19 protein-coding genes are annotated in these 19877 nt (G+C 71.4%); 8 read left to right on the top strand and 11 right to left on the bottom strand.

Going from position 1 to position 19877, the window contains the following annotated elements; all coding sequences use genetic code 11:
- The first annotated feature begins 1 nt into the window (after position 1).
- The 3 genes from G569_RS58345 (at position 2) to G569_RS58340 (ending at position 2480) form a co-directional block, all read left to right on the top strand.
- Positions 2-784, top strand: a complete 783-nt coding sequence (locus tag G569_RS58345) for an aminotransferase class IV (protein ID WP_169542180.1) — start codon at positions 2-4, stop codon at positions 782-784.
- Between the two features lie 117 nt (positions 785-901).
- The gene (locus tag G569_RS0118210) at positions 902-1885 is read left to right on the top strand and encodes a Gfo/Idh/MocA family protein (RefSeq protein WP_053226582.1); all 984 of its coding nucleotides are present in this window, start codon (positions 902-904) and stop codon (positions 1883-1885) included.
- Positions 1886-1895: 10 nt separating this feature from the next.
- Complete coding sequence (locus G569_RS58340) at positions 1896-2480, top strand: RDD family protein (RefSeq protein ID WP_053226580.1); 585 nt, start codon at positions 1896-1898, stop codon at positions 2478-2480.
- Here G569_RS58340 and G569_RS0118200 read toward each other — a convergent pair.
- The 3 genes from G569_RS0118200 to dnaB are packed head-to-tail and all read right to left on the bottom strand — an operon-like array spanning position 2477 to position 6018.
- Positions 2477-3796, bottom strand: a complete 1320-nt coding sequence (locus G569_RS0118200) for an adenylosuccinate synthase (RefSeq protein WP_028064462.1) — start codon at positions 3794-3796, stop codon at positions 2477-2479. The two genes, G569_RS58340 and G569_RS0118200, sit on opposite strands and share 4 nt — an antisense overlap.
- Before the next feature lie 14 nt (positions 3797-3810).
- The gene (locus G569_RS58335; RefSeq protein ID WP_028064461.1) at positions 3811-4632 is read right to left on the bottom strand and encodes an ATP-binding protein; all 822 of its coding nucleotides are present in this window, start codon (positions 4630-4632) and stop codon (positions 3811-3813) included.
- Entirely contained in the window at positions 4633-6018 is a 1386-nt protein-coding gene (dnaB, locus tag G569_RS0118190) for a replicative DNA helicase (RefSeq protein WP_053226578.1), read from the bottom strand.
- A gap of 87 nt (positions 6019-6105) precedes the next feature.
- Between dnaB and G569_RS0118185 the strand changes: the two genes are divergently transcribed.
- Positions 6106-8790, top strand: coding sequence for an ATP-binding protein (locus G569_RS0118185; RefSeq protein ID WP_028064459.1), 2685 nt, complete (start codon positions 6106-6108; stop codon positions 8788-8790).
- On the opposite strand, the gene G569_RS0118180 is transcribed toward G569_RS0118185, so the two are convergent.
- The 3 genes from G569_RS0118180 to rpsR form a co-directional block, all read right to left on the bottom strand.
- Positions 8766-9275 carry an RNA polymerase sigma factor gene (locus G569_RS0118180; protein ID WP_028064458.1) on the bottom strand — a complete coding sequence of 170 codons (510 nt, stop codon included), beginning with the start codon at positions 9273-9275 and terminating at the stop codon, positions 8766-8768. The two genes, G569_RS0118185 and G569_RS0118180, sit on opposite strands and share 25 nt — an antisense overlap.
- A gap of 196 nt (positions 9276-9471) precedes the next feature.
- Positions 9472-9924, bottom strand: a complete 453-nt coding sequence (rplI, locus tag G569_RS0118175) for a 50S ribosomal protein L9 (RefSeq protein WP_028064457.1) — start codon at positions 9922-9924, stop codon at positions 9472-9474.
- Positions 9925-9926: 2 nt separating this feature from the next.
- On the bottom strand, positions 9927-10250 hold the full coding sequence (gene rpsR, locus G569_RS60525; protein ID WP_064750391.1) for a 30S ribosomal protein S18: 324 nt from the start codon (positions 10248-10250) through the stop codon (positions 9927-9929).
- Between the two features lie 278 nt (positions 10251-10528).
- Here rpsR and G569_RS0118165 point away from each other — a divergent pair, with 278 nt between their 5' ends.
- Positions 10529-10993: a single-stranded DNA-binding protein gene (locus tag G569_RS0118165; RefSeq protein WP_169542179.1), complete on the top strand. Its 465-nt coding sequence runs from the start codon at positions 10529-10531 to the stop codon at positions 10991-10993.
- A gap of 146 nt (positions 10994-11139) precedes the next feature.
- Here the strand turns inward: G569_RS0118165 and rpsF are convergent, their stop codons facing one another.
- From rpsF to G569_RS0118135, 5 genes are all read right to left on the bottom strand, one after another.
- A complete protein-coding gene (rpsF, locus tag G569_RS0118160) occupies positions 11140-11514 on the bottom strand; it encodes a 30S ribosomal protein S6 (RefSeq protein ID WP_028064455.1) in 375 nt (124 codons plus the stop codon).
- Positions 11515-12214: 700 nt separating this feature from the next.
- Entirely contained in the window at positions 12215-13684 is a 1470-nt protein-coding gene (locus G569_RS0118150; RefSeq protein ID WP_028064454.1) for an alpha,alpha-trehalose-phosphate synthase (UDP-forming), read from the bottom strand.
- A 44-nt stretch (positions 13685-13728) separates the two neighbouring features.
- Complete coding sequence (locus tag G569_RS49540; RefSeq protein WP_053226576.1) at positions 13729-14841, bottom strand: S1C family serine protease; 1113 nt, start codon at positions 14839-14841, stop codon at positions 13729-13731.
- Positions 14838-16295 carry a sensor histidine kinase gene (locus G569_RS58325; RefSeq protein WP_157592125.1) on the bottom strand — a complete coding sequence of 486 codons (1458 nt, stop codon included), beginning with the start codon at positions 16293-16295 and terminating at the stop codon, positions 14838-14840. The genes G569_RS49540 and G569_RS58325 overlap by 4 nt, the downstream gene beginning before the upstream one ends.
- Positions 16296-17006, bottom strand: coding sequence for a response regulator transcription factor (locus G569_RS0118135; protein ID WP_028064453.1), 711 nt, complete (start codon positions 17004-17006; stop codon positions 16296-16298).
- 52 nt (positions 17007-17058) lie between these two features.
- Here G569_RS0118135 and G569_RS0118130 point away from each other — a divergent pair, with 52 nt between their 5' ends.
- From G569_RS0118130 to G569_RS63830, 3 genes are all read left to right on the top strand, one after another.
- Positions 17059-18882: a M28 family peptidase gene (locus G569_RS0118130; RefSeq protein ID WP_157592124.1), complete on the top strand. Its 1824-nt coding sequence runs from the start codon at positions 17059-17061 to the stop codon at positions 18880-18882.
- Positions 18879-19586 (top strand): class E sortase, encoded by a 708-nt coding sequence (locus G569_RS58320; RefSeq protein ID WP_053226572.1) that lies wholly within the window; start codon positions 18879-18881, stop codon positions 19584-19586. The genes G569_RS0118130 and G569_RS58320 overlap by 4 nt, the downstream gene beginning before the upstream one ends.
- A gap of 167 nt (positions 19587-19753) precedes the next feature.
- Positions 19754-19873 (top strand): flagellar biosynthesis anti-sigma factor FlgM, encoded by a 120-nt coding sequence (locus G569_RS63830; RefSeq protein ID WP_169542178.1) that lies wholly within the window; start codon positions 19754-19756, stop codon positions 19871-19873.
- The last annotated feature ends 4 nt before the right edge of the window (positions 19874-19877 follow it).

Raw genomic sequence — 19877 nt, 5'->3', positions numbered from 1 at the left:
CATGCTCGCCAGCGTCGACGGTGCTATCGGGCCCGCCGAGGAGGCGAGGATCCCTGTCTCGGACGAAGGCCTTCTCAGGGGCGACGGCGCCTTCGAGGTCATGCGCCTCTACCAGGGCCGCCCGTTCGCGTTCGAGGATCACCTGGAGCGGCTCGGCCGCACCTGCGAGGGCTTGCGGCTGCCGCTCGACCTCGACGCGTGGCGCCCCGAGATCGCCGCGCTGCTGGAGGCGAACGGACCCACCGACTCGCTGCTGCGCCTCGTGCTGACCCGCGGCGGCCGCCGGATCTCGATCGTCGAGCCCGCCCCGCGCCACAAGGCGCTCGCGCGCGTCGCGACGATCACCTACGCGCCCAACCGCGTCCTGGACGGCCTCAAGACCCTCTCGTACGCCGGCAACATGCTGGCGACGCGGATCGCGAGGGAGGGCGGCTACGACGAGGCGTTGCTGGTCTCGCCGCACGGCCGGGTGCTCGAGGGCCCGACGTGGTCGTTCTTCTGGGTCCGCAACCAGCGTCTCTACACGCCGCCGCTCTCGGAGCGCATTCTGGGCTCGATCACCCGCCAGCGGCTCCTCGCCGAGACCGACGTGATCGAGGAGACGTGCACGCTCGACGACCTGCGCCACGCCGAGGAGGCGTTCATCGCGTCCACGACGCGCACGGTCATGCCGATCGCCTCGATCGACGAGCTCGAGCTCCCGGCGGCGCCGGGCGCGGTCACGCTCCGCACGCGCGAGATCATGGATCAGGCGATCGAGCGGGAGCTGGGTGCTGCCGTCTAGCGTCGCCGACGCGGCTCGCCGCCGCACGCGTAGTCCACGTACCAGACGACGTGCCGGACAATCCCTCGGATGCGACCCATGCGCTACGTATTACCCGTGCATGTGGGGTGAATTAACGTGACCCGGGTCGGCGTCGTCGGCCTCGGCTACTGGGGTCCCAACCTCGCGCGCAACTTCGCGGCGATCCCGGGCGTCGAGCTCGCGTGGTGCTGTGACGCGTCCGACGAGGCCCGCGCCCGCTGGGCGCCGTCGTTCCAGACCGCCCGCTTCACGGCCGACCTGGACGACCTCCTCGACGACGACATGCTCGATGCCGTCGTGCTCGCCACCCCGGTTCCCACCCACGGCCCGCTGGCGGAGAAGGTCCTCGATGCCGGCAAGCACTGCCTGGTGGAGAAGCCGCTGGCCTACACGGTCCAGGACGCCGAGCGGGCGGTCGCGGCGGCGCAGCGCAGCGGCCGGATCCTGATGGTCGGCCACCTGCTCGTCTACCACCCCGGGGTCGAGAAGCTGAAGGCGATCTCGGACTCCGGCGAGCTCGGCGACATCCACTACATCTACAGCCACCGCCTCAACCTCGGGAAGCTGCGCAGCGACGAGAACGCGCTCTGGTCGCTGGGCGCGCACGACATCTCGGTGGTCCTGCATCTGGCCGGCCAGGACCCGGACTTCGTCGAGGCGCGCGGGGAGGCCTACACGCGGCCGGGCGTCGAGGACGTCGTGTTCTCGTTCTTGCGGTTCCCGTCCGGCGTCGCCGCGCACCTGCACATGTCCTGGCTGGACCCGCACAAGACCCGCAGCTTCACGATCGTGGGCGCGAAGCGGATGGCCACGTTCGACGACATGGAGCTCGAGCGCAAGGTCACCATCTACGACAAGGGCTTCGACGAGGACACGCACTCCTACGGCGAGTACATCACCCGCTCGGGAGACATCCACAGCCCGCGGATCTCCAACCGCGAGCCGCTGCGGATCGAGTGCGAGCACTTCGTCGAGTGCATCCGTACGGGAACGCAGCCGCGTTCGGACGGAGAGGCGGGCCTGCGGGTCGTGCGGGTGCTCTCACAGCTCCAGGAGAACTTGGACGCGACGCGCAGGTAGCGTTGTCCTCATGAGCGACCCACACATCACCTCCGGCGACCCGCTGGCCGGGTACACGTCCCCGCCGCCGCCGGGCGCGAGCGGGGTGGCGACCGCGCCCTTCGAGGCGCCTGTCGCCGGCCACTGGCAGCTCTCGGGCTGGTGGCGGCGCGCCGGCGCGCTCATCATCGACGGCATCGTCGTCTCGCTCATCGCCGGGATCTTCTTCGGCGTCTTCGCCGCCTTCGCGGGCGCGGGATTCCTGGTCGGCGACACCACGGGCTACATCGCCGCCGTGCTCGGCATCCTCGGCTGGGGCATCTGCGTCCTGGTCGCCGCGCTGCTCTACGCGCCGCTGATGATGGTCAAGACCAACGGCAAGACGCTCGGCCGCATGGCGTGCGGCATCCGCGTCGTGCGCGCGAAGGGCGGTCCGGTGACCTTCGGCTGGGCTTGCCTGCGCGAGGTCCTCGTGAAGTGGCTGCTGTTCGGCGTGATCGCCAACTCGTTCACGTTCGGCCTCGCGGCCCTGATCGACTACCTGTGGCCGCTGTGGGACGAGGAGAACCGGGCGCTCCACGACTTCGTCGTGGACTCCCGGACCATCCTCGACTAAGCGGCGGCGGGCTCGGCCGCCGCCATGCTGTTGCGCCCGGCCTCGGTCCAGATGATCTGGTCGCGGCCGGGACCGACGCCGATCAGCGCGATCGGCACGCCGATGACGTCGGAGATGTAGGCCAGGTAGTCGCGGGCGTTCTGCGGCAGCTCGGACTCGTCACGGCAGCCCGTGATGTCCTCGTCCCAGCCGGGCAGGCGCTCGTACTCGCCGACCGCCTGGTGCATCACGGTCTGGTGGTACGGATAGGTCGTGAACGTGGCTTCCTCCGCGCCGCGGTAGCGGGTGCAGACGTTGAGGTCGCCGAGGCCGGTGAGTACGTCGAGCTTGGTGATCGCGAGGTGCGTCAGCGAGTTGATGCGGGCGGCGTAGCGGAGCGCCACGAGGTCGATCCAGCCGACCCGGCGCGCGCGGCCCGTGGTGGTGCCGTACTCGCCGCCGGCCTCGCGCAGCGTGGTGCCGAGGTCATCGTCGAGCTCGGTCGGGAACGGGCCGGAGCCGACGCGGGTCGCGTAGGCCTTGGCGATGCCCCAGACCTCGTCGATGTCCTTCGGGCCGACGCCGGTGCCCGTGCAGGCCGAGGCGCTCACGGGGTTCGAGGACGTCACGAACGGATACGTGCCGTGGTCGATGTCCAGGAGCGTGCCCTGCGCGCCCTCGAAGATGACGCGGCCGTTGGCATCCAGGACGTCCCACGTGAGCTTCGCGGTGTCGGCGACGTACTGCGCGATCCGGTGGCCGTAGGTCAGGTAGTCCTCGGTCATCGACTGCAGGTCGAGCTCGGCCGCCTTCGCGTAGGGACGCAGCGAGAGCCGCTTGGGCTCCATCGCGGCGACGATCTTCTTCTTGAGGATCTTCTCGTCGAGCAGGTCCTGGACGCGGATGCCCAGGCGTGCGGCCTTGTCGGCGTAGCACGGGCCGATGCCGCGCCGCGTGGTGCCGATCTGGAGCTTGCCGAGCTTCGTCTCGCCCGCGTGGTCGAGGAACATGTGGTACGGCATGATCAGGTGCGCGTTGGCGCTGATCCGCAGCCCGGACAGGTCCACCTGCTTGGAGCGCAACGAGTCCAGCTCGTCGGTCAGCACCTTCGGGTCGATCACGACGCCGTTGCCGATCGCGCAGAGCTTGCCCGGGTAGAGGATCCCGGACGGGATCAGGTGGAACTTCCAGTGCACGCCGTCGCGCACGATGGTGTGCCCGGCGTTGTTCCCACCCTGGAAGCGGATTACGAGGTCCGCCTTCTCCGCGAGGAGGTCGACGACTTTGCCCTTGCCTTCGTCGCCCCACTGGGCGCCCACGATCACGATTCCGGCCATGTCGTATGACCAGTCTACGGCGCTCGCCCGTATCCACGATCGCGCTCATCCCAGCGCGAGTCGTCGAACGGGTCGGGCGTGTTGCGCGGCGCGACCGGCTCCGGCAGGTGGTACTGCGCTTCCAGGCGCCGGTCGTGGCCGAAGAGGAAGTTCGGATCGCCGCAGATCTCCCAGATCCGGGACACCGTGCGCTCGCCGATCTGGGCCACCAGATCCGCCGCGGGATGCGACTCGGCCGAGGCGTGCGAGGTACCGACCAGGTTGGTCGTCAGCAGCACCGCCTTGCCGTCCTCGTAGCGGGTGTTGAAGATCGTGTAGAGCTGCTCGAGCACCCAATCGGTCGACTGCTCGGCGCCGACGTCGTCGATGTGCAGCAGGTCGACGGACGAGAGCATGTCGATGAACTCGGTGAGCGAGTGGCGGGCGTCGTCGTCGTAGGTCTCGCGCAGGATCGACAGCAGCCGCGGCAGCGAGTAGATCGCGACCGTGTGGTCGGCCTCCATCGCGGCCTTGGAGATCAGCATCGCCAGGGTCGTCTTGCCGGTGCCGACGTCGCCGCTGAACCAGATCCCGCGGCCCGCCGCGAGATTCTCGGAGATGCGGCGGATGTAGCTGCGGACCTCGCGCACGACCGGGGCGTTGGCCCGCTCGATCGACGGCAGCGGCTCCCGCTCGAACGACACCTCGCGATAGCGCTTGGGAATCCGGCCGGCGACCGCCGCCGCCCGCTTGCGCGCCATCACGCGATCGCGGCAGGAGCACGGGTACGCCCGCCGCTTCTCCTCGTCGAAGAGGAACCCGGAGCCGTCACACCGGCCGTCGAGGCACTCCGCCATCTAGTACCGATCGTCCGCGACGTACGTCATGAACCGCGGGAACTCCTTCTGGAACGTCAGCTCGACCGTCCCCAGGCCGCCGTTGCGGTGCTTGGCGATGATCACGTCCGCCAGCCCCTCGCGCTCGGACTCCTTGTCGTAGTAGTCGTCGCGGTAGACGAACATCACGAGGTCGGCGTCCTGCTCGATCGCGCCCGACTCACGCAGGTCCGACAGCACCGGCCGCTTGTCCGTGCGCTGCTCGACGCCGCGGTTGAGCTGCGACAGCGCGATCACGGGCACCTCGAGCTCGCGCGCGAGCGACTTCAGGCCGCGCGAGATGATGCCGATCTGCTCGACGCGGTTCTCGACCGTGCCGCCCGCGCGCATCAGCTGCAGGTAGTCGATCAGCACGAGGCCGAGCCCGTCCGGGTTCTGCTGCGACAGCCGCCGGCACTTCGCGCGCACGTCGAGGACGCTCAGATCCGACGAGTCGTCGACGAAGAGCTTGGACTCGGCCAGACGGCCCGAGGCGGCGAGGATCTTGCCCCAGCGCGACTGCGGCACGCGGCCCTTGCGCAGGTCGTCGCCCTTGATCGACGCCTGCGAGGCGATGAAGCGCTGCGCGAGCTCCCCCTCGGACATCTCGAGCGAGAACAGCGCGACGGCCTTGTTGGACGCCAGGGCCGCGTTCTCGGCGAAGTTGACCATCAAGGCCGACTTGCCCATCGACGGACGCGCGGCGAGGATGATCAGGTTGCCCGGCTGGAAGCCGCCCGTGATCAGGTCGAGGTCCTCGAACCCCGAGGGCGTGCCGGTCATCGGGTTGCCCTCGAGCGAGAGCTTCTGGAGCTTGTCCAGCTCCTCGTTGAGCAGCTGGTCGGCCGAGCGGAAGTCCTTGCGCGAGTCCTGGTGGGCGACCTCGAGGATCGCGCGCTCGGCCATGTCGACCAGGTCGCGCGGCGGCGCCTCGTGGTTGAGCACCTGCGCCTGGATGTCGTAAGACGCGTGCAGCAGCCGCCGCAGCATCGCGTTCTCTTTGACGATCTTGGCGTAGTTGCGCAGGTTGCCGACCGCGGGGACGGAGCCGGCCAGCAGCTCGACCGCCACGGCGCCGCCGACGCTCTCCAGCTCCCCGGCCTGCTTGAGGTGCTCGATGACGGTCAGTGCCTCGACCGGCTCGCCGCGCGTATTGAGGTCGAGCATCGCCTCGTAGATGCGGGCGTGCGAGTCGCGGTAGAAGTCCTGCGGCGCGAGGTTCGCCTCGATGATCAGCGCCGGGAGCGCGGTGTCCGACAACAGCACCGCGCCGAGCACGGACTGCTCGGCCTCGAGGTTCTGCGGGGGCGCCAGCGGGCCGCCGGCGAACCCATCGCCATGACCGTTGGTGATGGGAGGTGCGCTCATCGGGCAGTCGAGTCTAAGTCGCCGGTCGGATCGAACACACGTTCTGCCCGCTCCCTGCGGGGTTTGCCGTGAAATAGGGTTCGGTGCGTGGCCACGATCGACCCCGTCGTCGCACCCAGCCCGGCGGGGTTGCTGCTCGAGCGCGACCGTCAGCTCGACGAGCTCGGCCGCATCCTCGAGCAGGTCCGTGACGGGGAGGGCACCACGGTGCTCGTGGTGGGCGAGGCGGGGGTCGGGAAATCCCTGCTCCTGCGGGAGTTGCTCCGGTCCGTGAACGGGCTCAGCGTGCTGCGCGCGCGGGGGGACGAGCTCGAGCAGGAGTTCCCGTTCGGCGTGGTCCGGCAGTTGCTCGAGCCGGTGCTGCGGACGGCGTCGGACAGCGTCTGGGACGGGCCTGCCGAGCTGGCCCGCGAGGTGTTCTCCCCGCGGGGCGATGGTGCGGGTGATGACGCGTCCTTCGCCCGCCAGCAGGGCCTCTACTGGCTCGTCGTGAACCTGTCCGAGCAGCTCGGCCCGCTCCTGCTCGCGGTCGACGACGCCCACCGCGCAGACGAGCCCTCGCTGCGCTTCCTGCGCTTCCTCGGCCACCGCCTCGACGGTCTGCCGGTCGCGCAGGTGCTCGCCACGCGTCCCGCGGTCGAGGTCGAGCACCGCCAGGCGCTCGCGGACATGTTCGAGGACGTGCCGCTGCTCGACGTCGACCGCCTGTCCCCCGCGGCCACGACCGCCTACCTCGCGCAGGCGTGGCCCGAGGCCGCGGAGGGCCTCGCTCCCGTGTGCCATGCGCTCACGGCCGGCAACCCGCTGATGCTCCGCGCGCTCGTGGCCGAGGCGCGCGGGAACGTCACGACGCCGGCGCAGCTGCAGGCCCTGGGGGTCCGGCCGATCGGCCAGCGGGTCCGTCGCTCCCTGAGCGGAGCTCCGCCGGGCGCGCTGCGGCTCGCGCAGGCGGTCTCGGTGCTGGGCGATGGGGTGAGCGTCGCCGAGGCGGTCGCCTTCGCGGGCGTGGAGGACCCGGCGGCCGCCGTCGACGCGCTGCTGCGAGCCAACGTGCTGGAGGAGGACCACGGGCGGCTGCGGTTCGTCCACCCGCTCGTCCGCACCTCCGTCTACCGCCTGCTCTCCCCCGTCGAGCGCGCCGCGACCCACCTGCGCGCCGCCACGGCGCTGCACGAACGGGGCGCGACCGGCGAGCAGGTCGCCGCACACCTCCTCCACGCCGGGCCGACCGGGCACGCCTGGGCGGCCCGCGAGCTGGAGGAGGCCGCCGAGCGCTCGCTCGAGCTGGGAGCGCCGGACAGCGCGGCGTCCCTGCTGGCGCGCGCGATCGACGAGCCCGCGGCCGACGACGCCCAGCTCGCCCGCCGGCTGGCGCGCCTCGGCGACGCCGCCTCGCACGCGGGCCTGCCCGGCGCGCTGCGCCACTACGAGCGCGCGCTCGCGGTCGCCCCGTCGGGCCCGATCACGCTCCAGTACGCGGGCGCGCTCGGGATGGCGGGCGAGACGGCCCGGTCCTTCGAGGTCCTTTCGAGCCTCGGCGGGGAGCCGACCCCCGAACAGCAGGCCGCGCTGCACGCCGCCGCGCTCTTTACCGACTCGCCGGCGGCGCGGGCGTTCCGGGATCAGATGGCCTCGGTCGAGCCGACCCACCCGCTGCTCGCGGGCACGGTTGCCTACGAGCTCGCGATCCGCAACGTCCCCGCGCCCGAGCTCGCCCTGCGGTTCTGCGGCGCGCCGCTGGACCTCGCGACCACCGGCGCGTGGGGCTACGGGATCTGGGCGCTGCTCCTGCTGGAGCGCTTCAACGAGGCGCGGACGGAGCTCGACCGCGCCGTCGAGCTGGGTCGGCGCACGGGCGCCTTGGTCACCTACGCGCTGGCGCTCGTGCTGCGCGCGGGCCTGCACCTGCGCAGCGGCGCGCTGCAGGCGGCGGAGGCGGACGCGCTGCAGTCGCTGGAGCTCTCCAAGCACCCGTCGTGGCGATTCGGCAACGCGGCGTCGATGCAGTTCCTCGTCGAGATCCTGCTCGAGCAGGGGCGCCTGGAGGAGGCGGCAGCGGCGGCCGCGTCGATCGACCCGGTCCCGCAGATCGCGGTCGACGAGCTCGCCCAGTTGGCGCGGGCGCGTGTCCTGCTCGCGCAGCGCCGGGCGGAGGAGACGCTCGCCGCGGCGCGCGCAGCCGGCGAACGGGCGGCCGCGACGCTCACCGACAACGCCGTCTTCCTCCCGTGGCGCAGGACCGCGGCGCTGGCGGGCTCCGACGTCGCGCTGGCGGAGGAGCAGCTGCGCATGGCCCGGGCGTTCGGGGCGCCGGCGGCGACCGGCGACGCGCTGATCACGCGTGCGTTCCTGCTGCGGACCGTCGAAGGGCTGGACGAGGCGGCGAGCGTGTCGCATCCGGTCGTGCGCGCGCGGGCGCTGCTTGCGCTCGGCCGTGCGGAGCGGGTCGGCGGGGCGCCGGCCGCCGCGCGGGAGCCGCTGCGGGAGGCGATGGAGCTCGCGTCAGCCGCGGGAGCGCGCGGGCTGGTCGACGAGGCGCTGGACGAGCTCGCCGCCGCCGGCGCGCGGCCGCGCAAGCGCGGCGGCCATGGCGCGCACCTGCTGACCGCGGCCGAGGCGCGCGTGGCCCGGCTGGCGGCCGACGGCGCGAGCAACCGCGAGATCGCGCAGGAGCTGTTCGTGACCCTGAAGACGGTGGAGATGCATCTCTCCAGCGCCTACCGCAAGCTCGACATCTCGTCGCGGGCTCAGCTCGCCGCCAGGCTCGACTGAAGGTTCCGCCGCGCGCGGAACAGCAGCTGGCCGGTGGCGTTCTCGGTCAGGCCGAGCTCGGCGGCGATGTCCTTGCGGTCCGCCTGCTCGAAGTCGTTGCGGAAGATCACGGTTCGCTGGCGTTCCGGCAGGCGCTTGATCGCGGTGCGGACGCGTTGGCGCAGCTCGGCGCGCTCGAGGTGGGTGTGTGGGTCATCGACAAGGACGCGCTCGGCGGGCGTGGCGATCACCCGGCGGCGCTTCAGGGCCTCGTGGCGGGCGACCGTCGTCGCGTAGGCGCCGAAGCAGACCGTGTCGGGGTCGAGCTGCGGGAGGCGGGCGAACGTGGCCAGGAGGGCGTCCTGCGCCGCGTCGGCGGCGTCCTCGGGACAGCCGGTGATCGCGAGGGCACGGCGCTGCAGCGTGCCGAAGTGGGTCCTGTAGAGGGTCGCGACCGCCTGCGGGTCGCGGGCGGCGGCGGCACGGACGAGCTGGGTCTCGGTCATGGGATCAGCGTCCCGTCCGCGCGGCGGTTGGGCCACGGCGTCTCACCCTGCCATTTACCCGGGGATTTCGATGCGGACGGATACGGAAGCCCATGCTCATACGAGCGAGGACGGACCCCGGTGATACGTCCCGTCCGTTAAACGAGCCAGGGCGCCCGTGGGGCGCCCTGGGGTGAAGCTCGTTCTGCGCGCGGCGCTACTTCTGCTCGACGACCATGGTCTTGACGGTCGCGACGACGCCGTCCTCGACCTCGACCTCGATCATGCGCGTCCCGACAGTGCGGATCGGCTCCTCGAGGTTGACCTTGCGGCGGTCGATCGTGATGCCGCGGGCCTCCTGGATCGCGTCGACGATGTCCTGCGACGTGACCGAGCCGAAGAGGCGGCCGTCGTCGCCCGCCTGGTGCGGGATCGTCAGCACGGTGCGGTTCAGGGCCTCAGCGGCCTCGCGCGCGGCGGCCGTCGCCTGGGCGAGGGCGCGCTCCTGCGCCTCGGCACGCTTGGCGGCGGCGGCGATGGCGCCCTTGGTCGCCGGGGCGGCCAGCTTGCGCGGGATCAGGTAGTTGCGCAGGTAGCCCTTCGAGACGTCGACGACCGTCCCGCGGGCGCCGAGCAGCTCGTGGTCCTGCAGGAGGATCGCCTCAGGCATGACTAACGGTCGCGTCCACCGCGGCCGCCGCGGCCGCCCTCGCGCTCGTCGTTGCCCGAACCCTCGCCGACGTACGGAAGCAGCGCGAGCTCGCGCGCACGCTTGACCGCCGTCGCGATCTGGTTCTGATGCCGGCGGCACGCGCCAGTGATGCGGCGCGACCGGATCTTGCCGCGGTCGGAGATGAACTTCCGCAGGGCGGTGATGTCCTTGTAGTCGACGAACTCCACCTTGTCGCGGCAGTACTGGCAGGACTTCCGGCGTCCGCCGCCCCCTCCGGTCTTGCGATCACGCCGGCGCGTCGGCCGGCTGCGCTGCTTCGCCACTGTTGAAAAACCTCTCTAGCTGCTGACTCTTCGGATGCGCGCCCCGCGCGCACGAGGCCATTGCGCCGGGTTCGGCGCAGCCAGAGAGGGTAGCGGACTCCTTCGTTCCGTCCGCCTTTCGCGCTAGACAGTCTTGGTTCGCAACAAGAGTGTGACTTTTCTGCGGAGAAACCGGCGTGGTTGGCCGGATCTCTCCGAAGGCGCCCGTAGACTCGACCGCAGGTCTTAGAGAGTCTGGAAAGGAGCCAGCCGGCATGGCGGCAAGCAACATCAATCGCGTGGTTCTCACAGGGAACCTCACGCGCGACCCGGAGCTTCGGTCGCTGCAGTCCGGCACGTCGGTCTGCAGTCTTCGCATCGCGTCCAACTCACGTCGCCGCGATCAGTCGGGCGAGTGGGTCGACAAGCCCAACTACTTCAGCGTCACCGTCTGGGGCGCCCAGGGCGAGAACTGCGCCCGCTTCCTCGCCAAGGGCCGCCCGGTCTGCATCGACGGCCGTCTCGACTGGCGCGAGTGGCAGGACCAGAGCGGCAACAAGCGCGAGGCGATCGAGATCATCGCCGAGTCCGTCCAGTTCCTCGGCGGCCGCGACGACAACGGCGGCAACGGCGGCGGCGGCCAGCAGTACAACAACGGCTTCGCTCCGCACTCCGACGTCCCGGCTGACACGTCGGACTTCGCGCCGCAGCCCGTGGGTGGCGGCCGCCCGGCGCCGCCGGCGGACGACGACATCCCGTTCTAGCCGCTCGCGCACACCGCGTCGCAGGTCAGGGGCCGCTCGGGAGAGCGGCCCTTTCGTTTGCGTGTGGACGTGCGTTACGAAACCGTCCCGACAGGCAAGTTTCGTCACGCACCCCCAACGAAAACGCGCCCCGGAGGGCGCGTTGGCTAAAGCTCTGCGGGGGCCGGCTCGGGCGGAGCCTGCGTCGGCGTGGCCGACGGGCGCAGGTCCGGCGGCTCGGGCGTGCCGGGCCGGAGCTTGATGATCCGGTGGCGCAGGACGCCGTCCGTGATCTTCAGGTTGTGGTCGAGCTGCTCGAGCAGCTCGTTCGCACCCCGGAACTGGATGAGGTGGTAGTCCGCTTCGGCCTTCTTGCGCACCTCATAGGCGGTCTGACGGGAACCCCAGTCGTGCCGTCCGATGAATTCGCCGGTGCGATCGATAAGGTCCGCGATGTCCGCCACGATCTGCTCACGACGCTCGGCCTCCACGGCCGGGTCGAGGAGCAGCGTGAGGTCGTAGATGTGCTGTCCGCTCGCCATTGCGGCCCTCACGGTAGCAACGTGGGGCGAACCGACCCGCCCCACGGCCTACCAGAAGCATGCGCCGCGACGTCCTCCGACGCATCCGGTGGTCCAACGTGGCCCTCACCCTCGCCGTCCTGGCCGTCGTGGCGACGGCGATCGTCTCCCCTTCCTCCCCCGAGCTGCCACCCGACGAGCCCCGCCCGCTGGTCGCGGGCGGAGAGGGTCGCGCGAGCACGCGCGGCGCGGACGGGGGCGCCCGGAGCGGGGCCGACCCGCGCGCCGAGCGCGAGGCAGGGCGGCGCGCGGCCGAGAGACGGCGGGCCGCGGAGCAGCCACGCGCGCGGGAGAGGAGCGCGGAGCGGCGGCGCGCGGCGGAGCGGCGCGCGGCCGAGAGACCGCGGGCCGCGGAGCACCGGCGGGCCGCGGTGAAGCGGGCGGCCGAGAGACGGCGGGCCGCGGCGAAGCGGCGGGCGGCCGAGCGGCGACGCGCTGCGGCCAAGCGGCGGGCGGCCGAGCGGCGACGCGCTGCGGCCAAGCGGCGGGCGGCCGAGCGGCGACGCGCTGCGGCCAAGCGGCGCGTGCAGCGGGATCGCCCAGCCGTGGAGCGGCGTACCTCGCGCGGAGGTGAGGCGCCTCGTACGCCCGCGCCGTCGCCGCGTGTGCCCGCGCGGCCGTCGCCCGCCGGCGGGGGGGAGTTCGGCTTCGAAGGGGCGCGCTAGGTGTGCGTGGGGGAGGCCGTGCCGGCCTTGGCGCGGATGTCGGCGATCTGCTCGTCGATCCAGTCGCCCGGGTCGCGGGAGGTGACGATCTCCTTCAGGCCGCGGGCGCGACGCTCGCGGGCCTCGGGGCTCATCACCAGCGCGGAGTGGATGGCGTCGGCGAGCTCTTGGACGTCGAAGGGGTTCACGGACAGCGCGAACTCGCCGAGCTCCTCGTGGGCGCCGGTGTTCTCGGAGAGGATCGACACGCCGTGGCGCTCGTTGACCAGCGGTCCTTCCTTGGCCACGAGGTTCATGCCGTCGAACATCGCGTTGACCATCATCACGTCGTAGTGCTTGTACGAGGCGACGGCCTCGTCGAGGTCGTCGCGCAACTTGAGGTCGATCGGCATCCAGTCCGGCGTGCCGTGGCGGTGGTTGACCACGGCGACCAGCGCCTCGATCTTCTCCAGGTACTCGGCGTACTCGGGGACGTCCGTCCGCGACGGCATCAGCTGGGCGGTGAAGGTGATCCGCTCCGAGAACTCCGGGTGCTGCTCCAAGAAGATGTCGAACGCCGTGAAACCGCGCAGGACGTTCTTGCTCAGATCAGCGCGGTCGACGCGCAGGATCGAGTACTCGCGCCGCCGGGCCAGCACGCGCTCCTCGAACTCCCGCACCCGCGGCCGGCGGGCGACGGCCCGGGTGGCCTCGTAGTCGATCGGCAGCGGGTAGGCCCGGACCCACACCTCGCGCCCGTCGACCACGACGACGCCGTCTGAGAACGACACCTCGAGGTCCAGCAGATCCCGGCAGCACTGCAGGAAGTTGCGCTGGTAGGACTGCGTGTGGAAGCCGATGATGTCGTTGGCCAGCAGGCCGTGGTAGATCTCCTCGCGGATCTTCGTCGGCAGCACCCGCCAGGCGTCCGGCTGCGTCCACGGGATGTGGACGAAGTGGTGCAGGAAGACGTCCGGGCGCGCCTCGCGGACCATCGCGGGCAGCGTGTAGAGGTGGTAGTCGTGGACCATGACGACGGGCTCGTCCTGGCCTTCGATCTCATCGACGACCGCCTCGGCGAGGTCGCGGTTGACGCGCTGGTAGCCCTCCTGGAAGGCGACCACCTCGTGCCGGCGGATGTCCGGCGCGTTGCTGAGGTCCCAGAGGTAGTGCTGGATGAACCACAGCATCGGGTTGGCGATGATGTTGTAGAAGCGGTCGTAGGCCTCGTCGTCGGACTCGACGAAGCGCACGCGGAAGGAGCCGCCCTCGGGGGCTTCGACCGCGAACGGCTTGCCGCCGTGCTCGCGGGCGACCTCGACGTCGCTCTCGGTCATCGCGGACGCGATCCAGATCGCGTCGCGGTGGGACGCCAGGCCGGTAAGAGCGGTCACGAGCCCGCCGGTGCCGCGCTTGACCGACCCGTCGTCCTGGTAGGTCACCGGGCCTCGGTTGGAGACCAGGACCAGGGGCGGTTGCTCGGTCATGGACTCTGACCTTATCCGGACGGAGGCCGTTCCATGCGCGGCAATTACCGCGCGGCGTCCGGGCGCTCGCCGAGCTCGACCTGGACGGTCTTCGTCTCGCCGCCGCGGTGGATCTCGACCGACGCCTTGTCGCCTGGCTTGAACTTCGCGATCGCCGTCGCGAGGTCGTCGGAGTTGGTCACGGCGAGGTCGCCGACCTTGGTGATGACGTCGCCGCCGCGGGCGAACGGCTGGCCCTGGAAGACCTCCTGCCCGTTGCCGCCGCGCACCCCCGCCTTGGCCGCCGGCCCGCCCGCCACGACCTGCTGCACCCACACGCCCTTGGCCGCCTTGAGCCCGAAGTGCTCGACGAGCTGCGGATACAGCGGGACCGAGGAGACGCCGAGATACGCGTAGCGCGCCCGGCCCTCGTCGCGCAGCTGCCCGACGGAGCGCTTGACGACGTCGATCGGCACCGCGAACCCGACGCCCTCGCCCCCGCCCGAACGCGACTGGATCTGCTGGTTGATCCCGATCACCCGCCCGTCGGAGCCGACCAGCGGCCCGCCCGAGTTCCCCGGGTTGATCGCGGCGTCGGTCTGGATCGCGCCCGAGATCGCGAAGTCCGTCAACGACGCGACCGAGCGATCGACGGCCGAGACGATCCCCACCGACATCGACTGCGCCTGTCCGAATGGAGACCCGATCGCCGCCACCGGCTCGCCCACGGAGACCTTCTCGCTGTCGCCGAGCGGCAGCGGCCGCAGCGTCAGGCCCTTCGTGTCGACCCGTAGCAGCGCGACGTCCGCGTTGGGATCGGTCCCGAGCACCTTCGCGCCGACCCGATTGCCGTCCGCGAACTCGACGTACACCGCGGACGCGCGCTTGAGCGCCGACCCCTCGCCGGTCGTCACGACATGCGCGTTGGTGACGATCTCGCCGTCGTCATTGAGCACGAACCCTGAGCCCTCGCCGCCCTCCGAGCCGAACTGCGAGAGCACCGTGACCACGCCCGGCGCCTCGTCCGTGTAGATCTTCTGCGCGTCGAATCCGCCCTCGGCGCCGATCGACGCGACGACCTCGTCGCGCGAGGACGGCGCCGGCGTCGCGGAGGGCTTGGCCTTGTCGCCGCAGCCGGCAAGCAGGACGACCGCGCAGGCGAGCGCGAGCCGTCTCATGACGGCAGGACCAGCGAGAAGGTCGTGCGGCCCGGGCCGGAGCGGACGGTGAGGCGACCGTGCATGCGCTCCGCCAGCTCGCGGGCGATGGCCAAGCCGAGCCCGGCGCCGCCCGCGGCCTGCTCGTTGGAGGTGAAGAACGGCTCGAAGATGTGGGGCATGTTCTGGCGCTTGATCCCTAGTCCGGCGTCGGTGACCTCGAGCCGAACGTGCCCGTTGGAGCGGGCGGCTGAAACTTGAACCCCGGTCCCGGGCGGGGTGTGGCGCAGCGCGTTGTCGAGCAGGATCCGGAGCACCTGGGCGACGCGCTCGGGGTCGCAGTCGAGCTCGATCGGCTCCGCCCGCAGGCTCAACGTGACGTTGGAGTCGTGCTGCGCGGCCGCGGGCGTGAACTCGGCCGCGACCTCGCGCGCGAGCTGGCCCACGTCCGTCGGCTCGGGGCGCAGCTCCAAAGCGCCGGCCTCGAGCCGGGAGAGATCCAGCAGCTCGACCGCCAGGTTGCGCATCCGGTCGACCTGCCCGCGGATCTGCGCCAGGAACGCGCGCCGGGTGTCCTCGTCGAGGTCCTCGTCGGCGAGCAGCTCGAGGAAGCCGCCCAAGCTGAAAATGGGGGTGCGCAGCTCGTGCGACGCGTTGGCGATGAACTGCTTGCGCGCCCGGTCGAGCCGGGCCAACTGCGCCTGCATGTCGTCGAAGGCCCGCGCCAGCTGGCCGAGCTCGTCGTCGGAGTCGGCGCGGATCGGGTTCGAGAAGTCCCCCGAGGCGACCTTGCGCGCCGCCCGCTCGAGCCGCTTCACGCGTGCCGCCAGCGCCCGCGCGACCAGGTAGCCCGCGAGGATCGCGATGACGAGCGCGATCCCGCCCGAGATCAGCACCTGGCGGCGGATCAGCGCGACGTTGTCCTGCACGTCCGACAAGGAGTCGGCGAAGACGGCGACGTAGCGGCCGCCCTTGACGTTCTTGTCTTTGATCGGCATCGCGGCGAGCGTCATCCGCCCGTTGTCCGTCGTCACGACGGCGGAGGCGAGCCGATTCGTACGCGCCGCCTCGCGGGTCACCTCCTGCACGTCGCGGCTGGTGGCGCCGCCGTCCGGCGTGGAGTCCGTCAGCAGGTACGCGCCGCCGGGCCGGACGGACATCGTGATGATCTCGGTGCCGATCCGCTCGGCCAAGCGCCGGACCGCCGTGTTGCGGTCGACGAGGATGCGCTTGTCGTCGCGCTTGCCGTCGCGCACCGGGGGTGGGCCGTCGTAGAACGCCCGCGGCGGATACAGGTACTTGGCGACGTCCGGCGTGTACTGGATCGCGCTCGCGCGCACCAGATCGAGCCGCTGCGAGGTCAGCGACGCCTCCAGGCGAGGCGTCACCGACAGGTAGATCGTCCCGATCGCGCCGATGATGATCAGCGCGAAGATGACGGCGAGGCGGTTGCGCAAGGACCGCAGCCCAGGCAACTACCCCTCCTCGTCGCGGAAGCGGTATCCGACGCCGCGCACCGTGAACAGGTACTCGGGCTCCTTCGGATCCACCTCGATCTTCTCCCGCAGGTGGCGAATGTGGACGTCGATGGTGCGCGGGTCGCGATACGCCGAGTCCCCCCACACCCGCGCCAGCAGCATGTCCCGCGTGAACACCCGCCCGGGGGAGCGCGCCAGCGCGGCGAGGATCTCGAACTCGACGTAGGTCGTCGCGACGACCTCGCCGTCACGGGCGACCGTGCGCTTGCCCGGATCGATCCGCAGGCCGCGGACGTCGATCGGGCGCTCGTCGTCGGTGTCCGTGCGCGCCATCCCCGACCGCCGCAGCGCGGCCTTCACCCGCGAGCGGAACTCGCGCATCGAGAACGGCTTGGTGATGTAGTCGTCGGCGCCGAGCTCGAGGCCGAGGACCTTGTCGATCTCCTCGGACTTGGCGGTGAGCATGATGATCGGGACGGTCTCGCCCTTGGCGCGCAGACGCCGGCAGACCTCGAGGCCGTCCATCCGCGGCAGCATCACGTCCAACACGACCAGATCGAAGATCTGCTCGTCGAACCGCGCCAGCGCTTCAGCGCCGTCTGCCGCCTGAACCACTTCGTACCCGTCACGTTGGAGCGGGAACGACAGGAGGGTCTGGATCGGCTGCTCGTCGTCGACGAGGAGAATTCGGGGAGCCCGGTCTGCCATGACCTTTGCAAAAACAGGATAGTTGGAGACGTGGGCATTAACCTCGACGGAGGTGCTGGATGCCCGCGTGTACCGGACCGCTTTCCTCCCAGCGCTCGTGGCGCTGTTCGTCGCTGCGTTCGCGCTCGAGGATCGGCCCGACCCGTCACGCAGCACCGTGGCCGCGGATGTCTTCGAGGGCGCCCGCGCGTTCAGCGGCGCCGACACGTCCCTGAGCGGCCTGGCGCAGGCGTTTCCCGACCGCAGTCCGGGATCCGCGGACGACAACCGCATGGCCGACCTGGTCGAGCGCACGTTCAAGGCGCCTGACGAGACCAGCGGCAACGCGCCCTTCACCGTCCGGCGCATCGTCACGCCGAGCCGCGGCCGCGACCTGACCACGGTCGTCGCGACCCGCCCGGGGCAGTCCGACCGCCGGATCGTCCTGCTCGCCAACCGCGACGGCGCGGGCCAGGCGAACCTGTCCGGCACCGCGGCGCTGCTCGAGCTCTCGCGCGTCTTGAAGTCGCGCGAGCTGCGCAAGACGCTGGTGCTCGTCTCCACCTCGGGCGCCACCACCGGCTTCGAAGGCGCGCGGGCCTGGGCCAAGACGCAGCCCGCGGGCCAGGTGGACGGCGTGATCGTGCTCGGGGACATGGCGGGGACGAGCCTCGCGAAGCCGTGGATCGTCGGCTGGCCGCAGTCGTCGGGCCCGACGCCGCTCGGGCTGGAACGCACGCTGCAGGCCTCCGTGCGGCGTGAGATCCACAGCGACGCGGGCGGGCCGCGCGCGTTCGGGCAGTGGATGCGCCGCGCGCTGCCGATCGCGGTGTCCGCACAAGGACCGATCGGCGGCGAAGGCCTTCCCGCGGTGCTGCTCTCGGAATCCGGCGAGCGCGGCCCGAAGGCCGACGAGCAGGTCCTCGACAAGCGCCTGCAGGTCTTCGGGCGGGCCGCGCTGGACGCGGTCGGCGCGCTCGACGCCGCCGGCCCGCGCGACGAGCCCGCCTTCGCCGGGGCGTCGCAGGGGATCGTCACCCTGCGCAACGTGCTGCCGGACTGGGGCGCGCGGCTGATCGTCGGCTCGCTGCTGCTGCCCGCGCTGCTCGCGGCGCTGGACGCGTTCTTCCGCGCCCGCCGGCGCCGCATCCCGATCGCGCCCTGGATCGCGTGGCTCGCGGTCGCCGCCGTCCCGCTCCCGGTCGCGTGGCTCTGGCTGCGCGCGCTCGGCGCGGCGGACGTGATCGAGGTGCCCGACGGCCCGGTGCTCCCGAGCCTCTATCCGCTCCACACGAGCGGGATCGTGGCGATGGTCTCCGCGCTGCTCGCGGGCGCGCTCGCGTGCTGGCTGATGCGCTTTCTCGTCGGTGCGTTGCTGCCCCGCGCGGCGTCGCCGCCGGACGATGGCGACGGACGTCGCCGGCGCCCCGTCCCGGGAGTCGACGGATTGGCCGTCGCCACCGGGGTGTGGATCTGCGCGCTCGCGGCGATTACCTGGGCGATGAACCCCTACGCGGCCGGTGTGCTCGTTCTCGCCACCCACCTGTGGCTGTTCTCCGCGGGCGGCTGGCGCGGGTGGCCGGCGGTCGTGGCGGTGCTGGTCGGGTTGGTCCCGATCGTGCTCGTGCCGGTCTACTACTGCCTCGCGCTCGGGCTGTCGCCGCTCGACTTCGCCTGGGGTGCCGCCCTCGCGGCCGGCACCGGGTCCGGGCTGGCCTCGACGCTGTTGCTGGCGGGCGTGCTGTCCGCCCTGGCGGGGACGATCCGGGTGCTGTTCGCGCGCCGCCGGCTCGCCCGTGACGAGACGCCCAGCGGCGCGGGGATCAAGACCCGCGGCCCGGTCTCCTATGCGGGTCCGGGCTCGCTCGGCGGCACCGAGTCCGCCCTGCGCCGATGACGGCCAAGACCGCCACCCGCAGCCGCGTCCGCTCCGCGCTTCGGCTGTTGTCGACGCTGTTGATCGTCTCCGGCAGCCTGCTCCTCGCCGACGCGGCCGCGACGCTCGTGTGGGAGGAGCCGGTCTCCTCGCTGTACGCCCACTACCAGCAGAGCGACCTGGAGGGCGAGCTCGACCGGCTCGACAAGGTCAAGCCGACCCCCGTCGAGGTGCAGGCGCTCAAGAAGCTGCCCGATCCCACACGGCGGCTCGCGTTCGCCGCCCGCTCGCTGGACCGCAAGACCCACGAGGGCGACGCGGTGGGCAAGATCCAGATCCCACGGATCGGGCTCAACACCGTCTTCGTCGAGGGCACGAACGCGGGCGATCTGCGCAAGGGCCCGGGCCACTACCCGGCAACGCCGCTGCCCGGCCAGCACGGCACGGTGGCGATCGCCGGGCACCGCACGACCTACGGCGCGCCGTTCCGCAAGATCGACAAGGTCAAGCCGGGCGACCAGATCACGGTCGTGATGCCGTACGGCCGCTTCACCTACCGCGTGGAGCGCACCCGCATCGTCCCGCCGACCGCCGTCTGGGTCACTCAGCGGGTGTCATACGATCGACTGATCCTCTCCGCGTGCCACCCGCTGTATTCGGCGGCGAAGCGCATCGTCGTGTTCGCGCGGCTCATCCGATCGGCCCCGCGCGGCGCCGCGGCGTGACATCGGGCGAGGACCCCATCGACCGTTGTCCGTCTGAGGACGATGAGGCTCATATGACGGTGCAGGACATCCGATATGTACCGCGAGCCCGGGTGACGGGCCCGGCTCGCGACGGTGGACGGCGCTTCGCGCGCTGCTCCCCATCGCTCCCTCCCAAGGATGGTGCGGTGACCAAAGTGCAACAGCTCCAAGCGAGCATTCAAGGCGGGACGTATGAGGTGAACTCCTCGGCTGTCGCCGAGGCGATCCTCAAGCGCCTGCTGTTGACCCCGGAAGGCGACAAGTGACGGG

Source organism: Solirubrobacter soli DSM 22325, assembly GCF_000423665.1.
GTDB lineage: Bacteria > Actinomycetota > Thermoleophilia > Solirubrobacterales > Solirubrobacteraceae > Solirubrobacter > Solirubrobacter soli.
This window is presented reverse-complemented; position numbering and strand designations above follow the sequence as displayed.

What these genes read in the sequence shown, in the direction of transcription:
- G569_RS58345 (WP_169542180.1), top strand. Translation starts at nt 2, where the DNA reads ATGCTCGCCAGCGTCGACGGTGCTATCGGGCCCGCCGAGGAGGCGAGG.
- G569_RS58340 (WP_053226580.1), top strand. Translation starts at nt 1,896, where the DNA reads ATGAGCGACCCACACATCACCTCCGGCGACCCGCTGGCCGGGTACACG.
- G569_RS0118200 (WP_028064462.1), bottom strand. Translation starts at nt 3,796, where the DNA reads ATGGCCGGAATCGTGATCGTGGGCGCCCAGTGGGGCGACGAAGGCAAG.
- G569_RS58335 (WP_028064461.1), bottom strand. Translation starts at nt 4,632, where the DNA reads ATGGCGGAGTGCCTCGACGGCCGGTGTGACGGCTCCGGGTTCCTCTTC.
- dnaB (WP_053226578.1), bottom strand. Translation starts at nt 6,018, where the DNA reads ATGAGCGCACCTCCCATCACCAACGGTCATGGCGATGGGTTCGCCGGC.
- G569_RS0118180 (WP_028064458.1), bottom strand. Translation starts at nt 9,275, where the DNA reads ATGACCGAGACCCAGCTCGTCCGTGCCGCCGCCGCCCGCGACCCGCAG.
- rplI (WP_028064457.1), bottom strand. Translation starts at nt 9,924, where the DNA reads ATGCCTGAGGCGATCCTCCTGCAGGACCACGAGCTGCTCGGCGCCCGC.
- rpsF (WP_028064455.1), bottom strand. Translation starts at nt 11,514, where the DNA reads ATGGCGAGCGGACAGCACATCTACGACCTCACGCTGCTCCTCGACCCG.
- G569_RS0118150 (WP_028064454.1), bottom strand. Translation starts at nt 13,684, where the DNA reads ATGACCGAGCAACCGCCCCTGGTCCTGGTCTCCAACCGAGGCCCGGTG.
- G569_RS49540 (WP_053226576.1), bottom strand. Translation starts at nt 14,841, where the DNA reads ATGAGACGGCTCGCGCTCGCCTGCGCGGTCGTCCTGCTTGCCGGCTGC.
- G569_RS0118135 (WP_028064453.1), bottom strand. Translation starts at nt 17,006, where the DNA reads ATGGCAGACCGGGCTCCCCGAATTCTCCTCGTCGACGACGAGCAGCCG.
- G569_RS58320 (WP_053226572.1), top strand. Translation starts at nt 18,879, where the DNA reads ATGACGGCCAAGACCGCCACCCGCAGCCGCGTCCGCTCCGCGCTTCGG.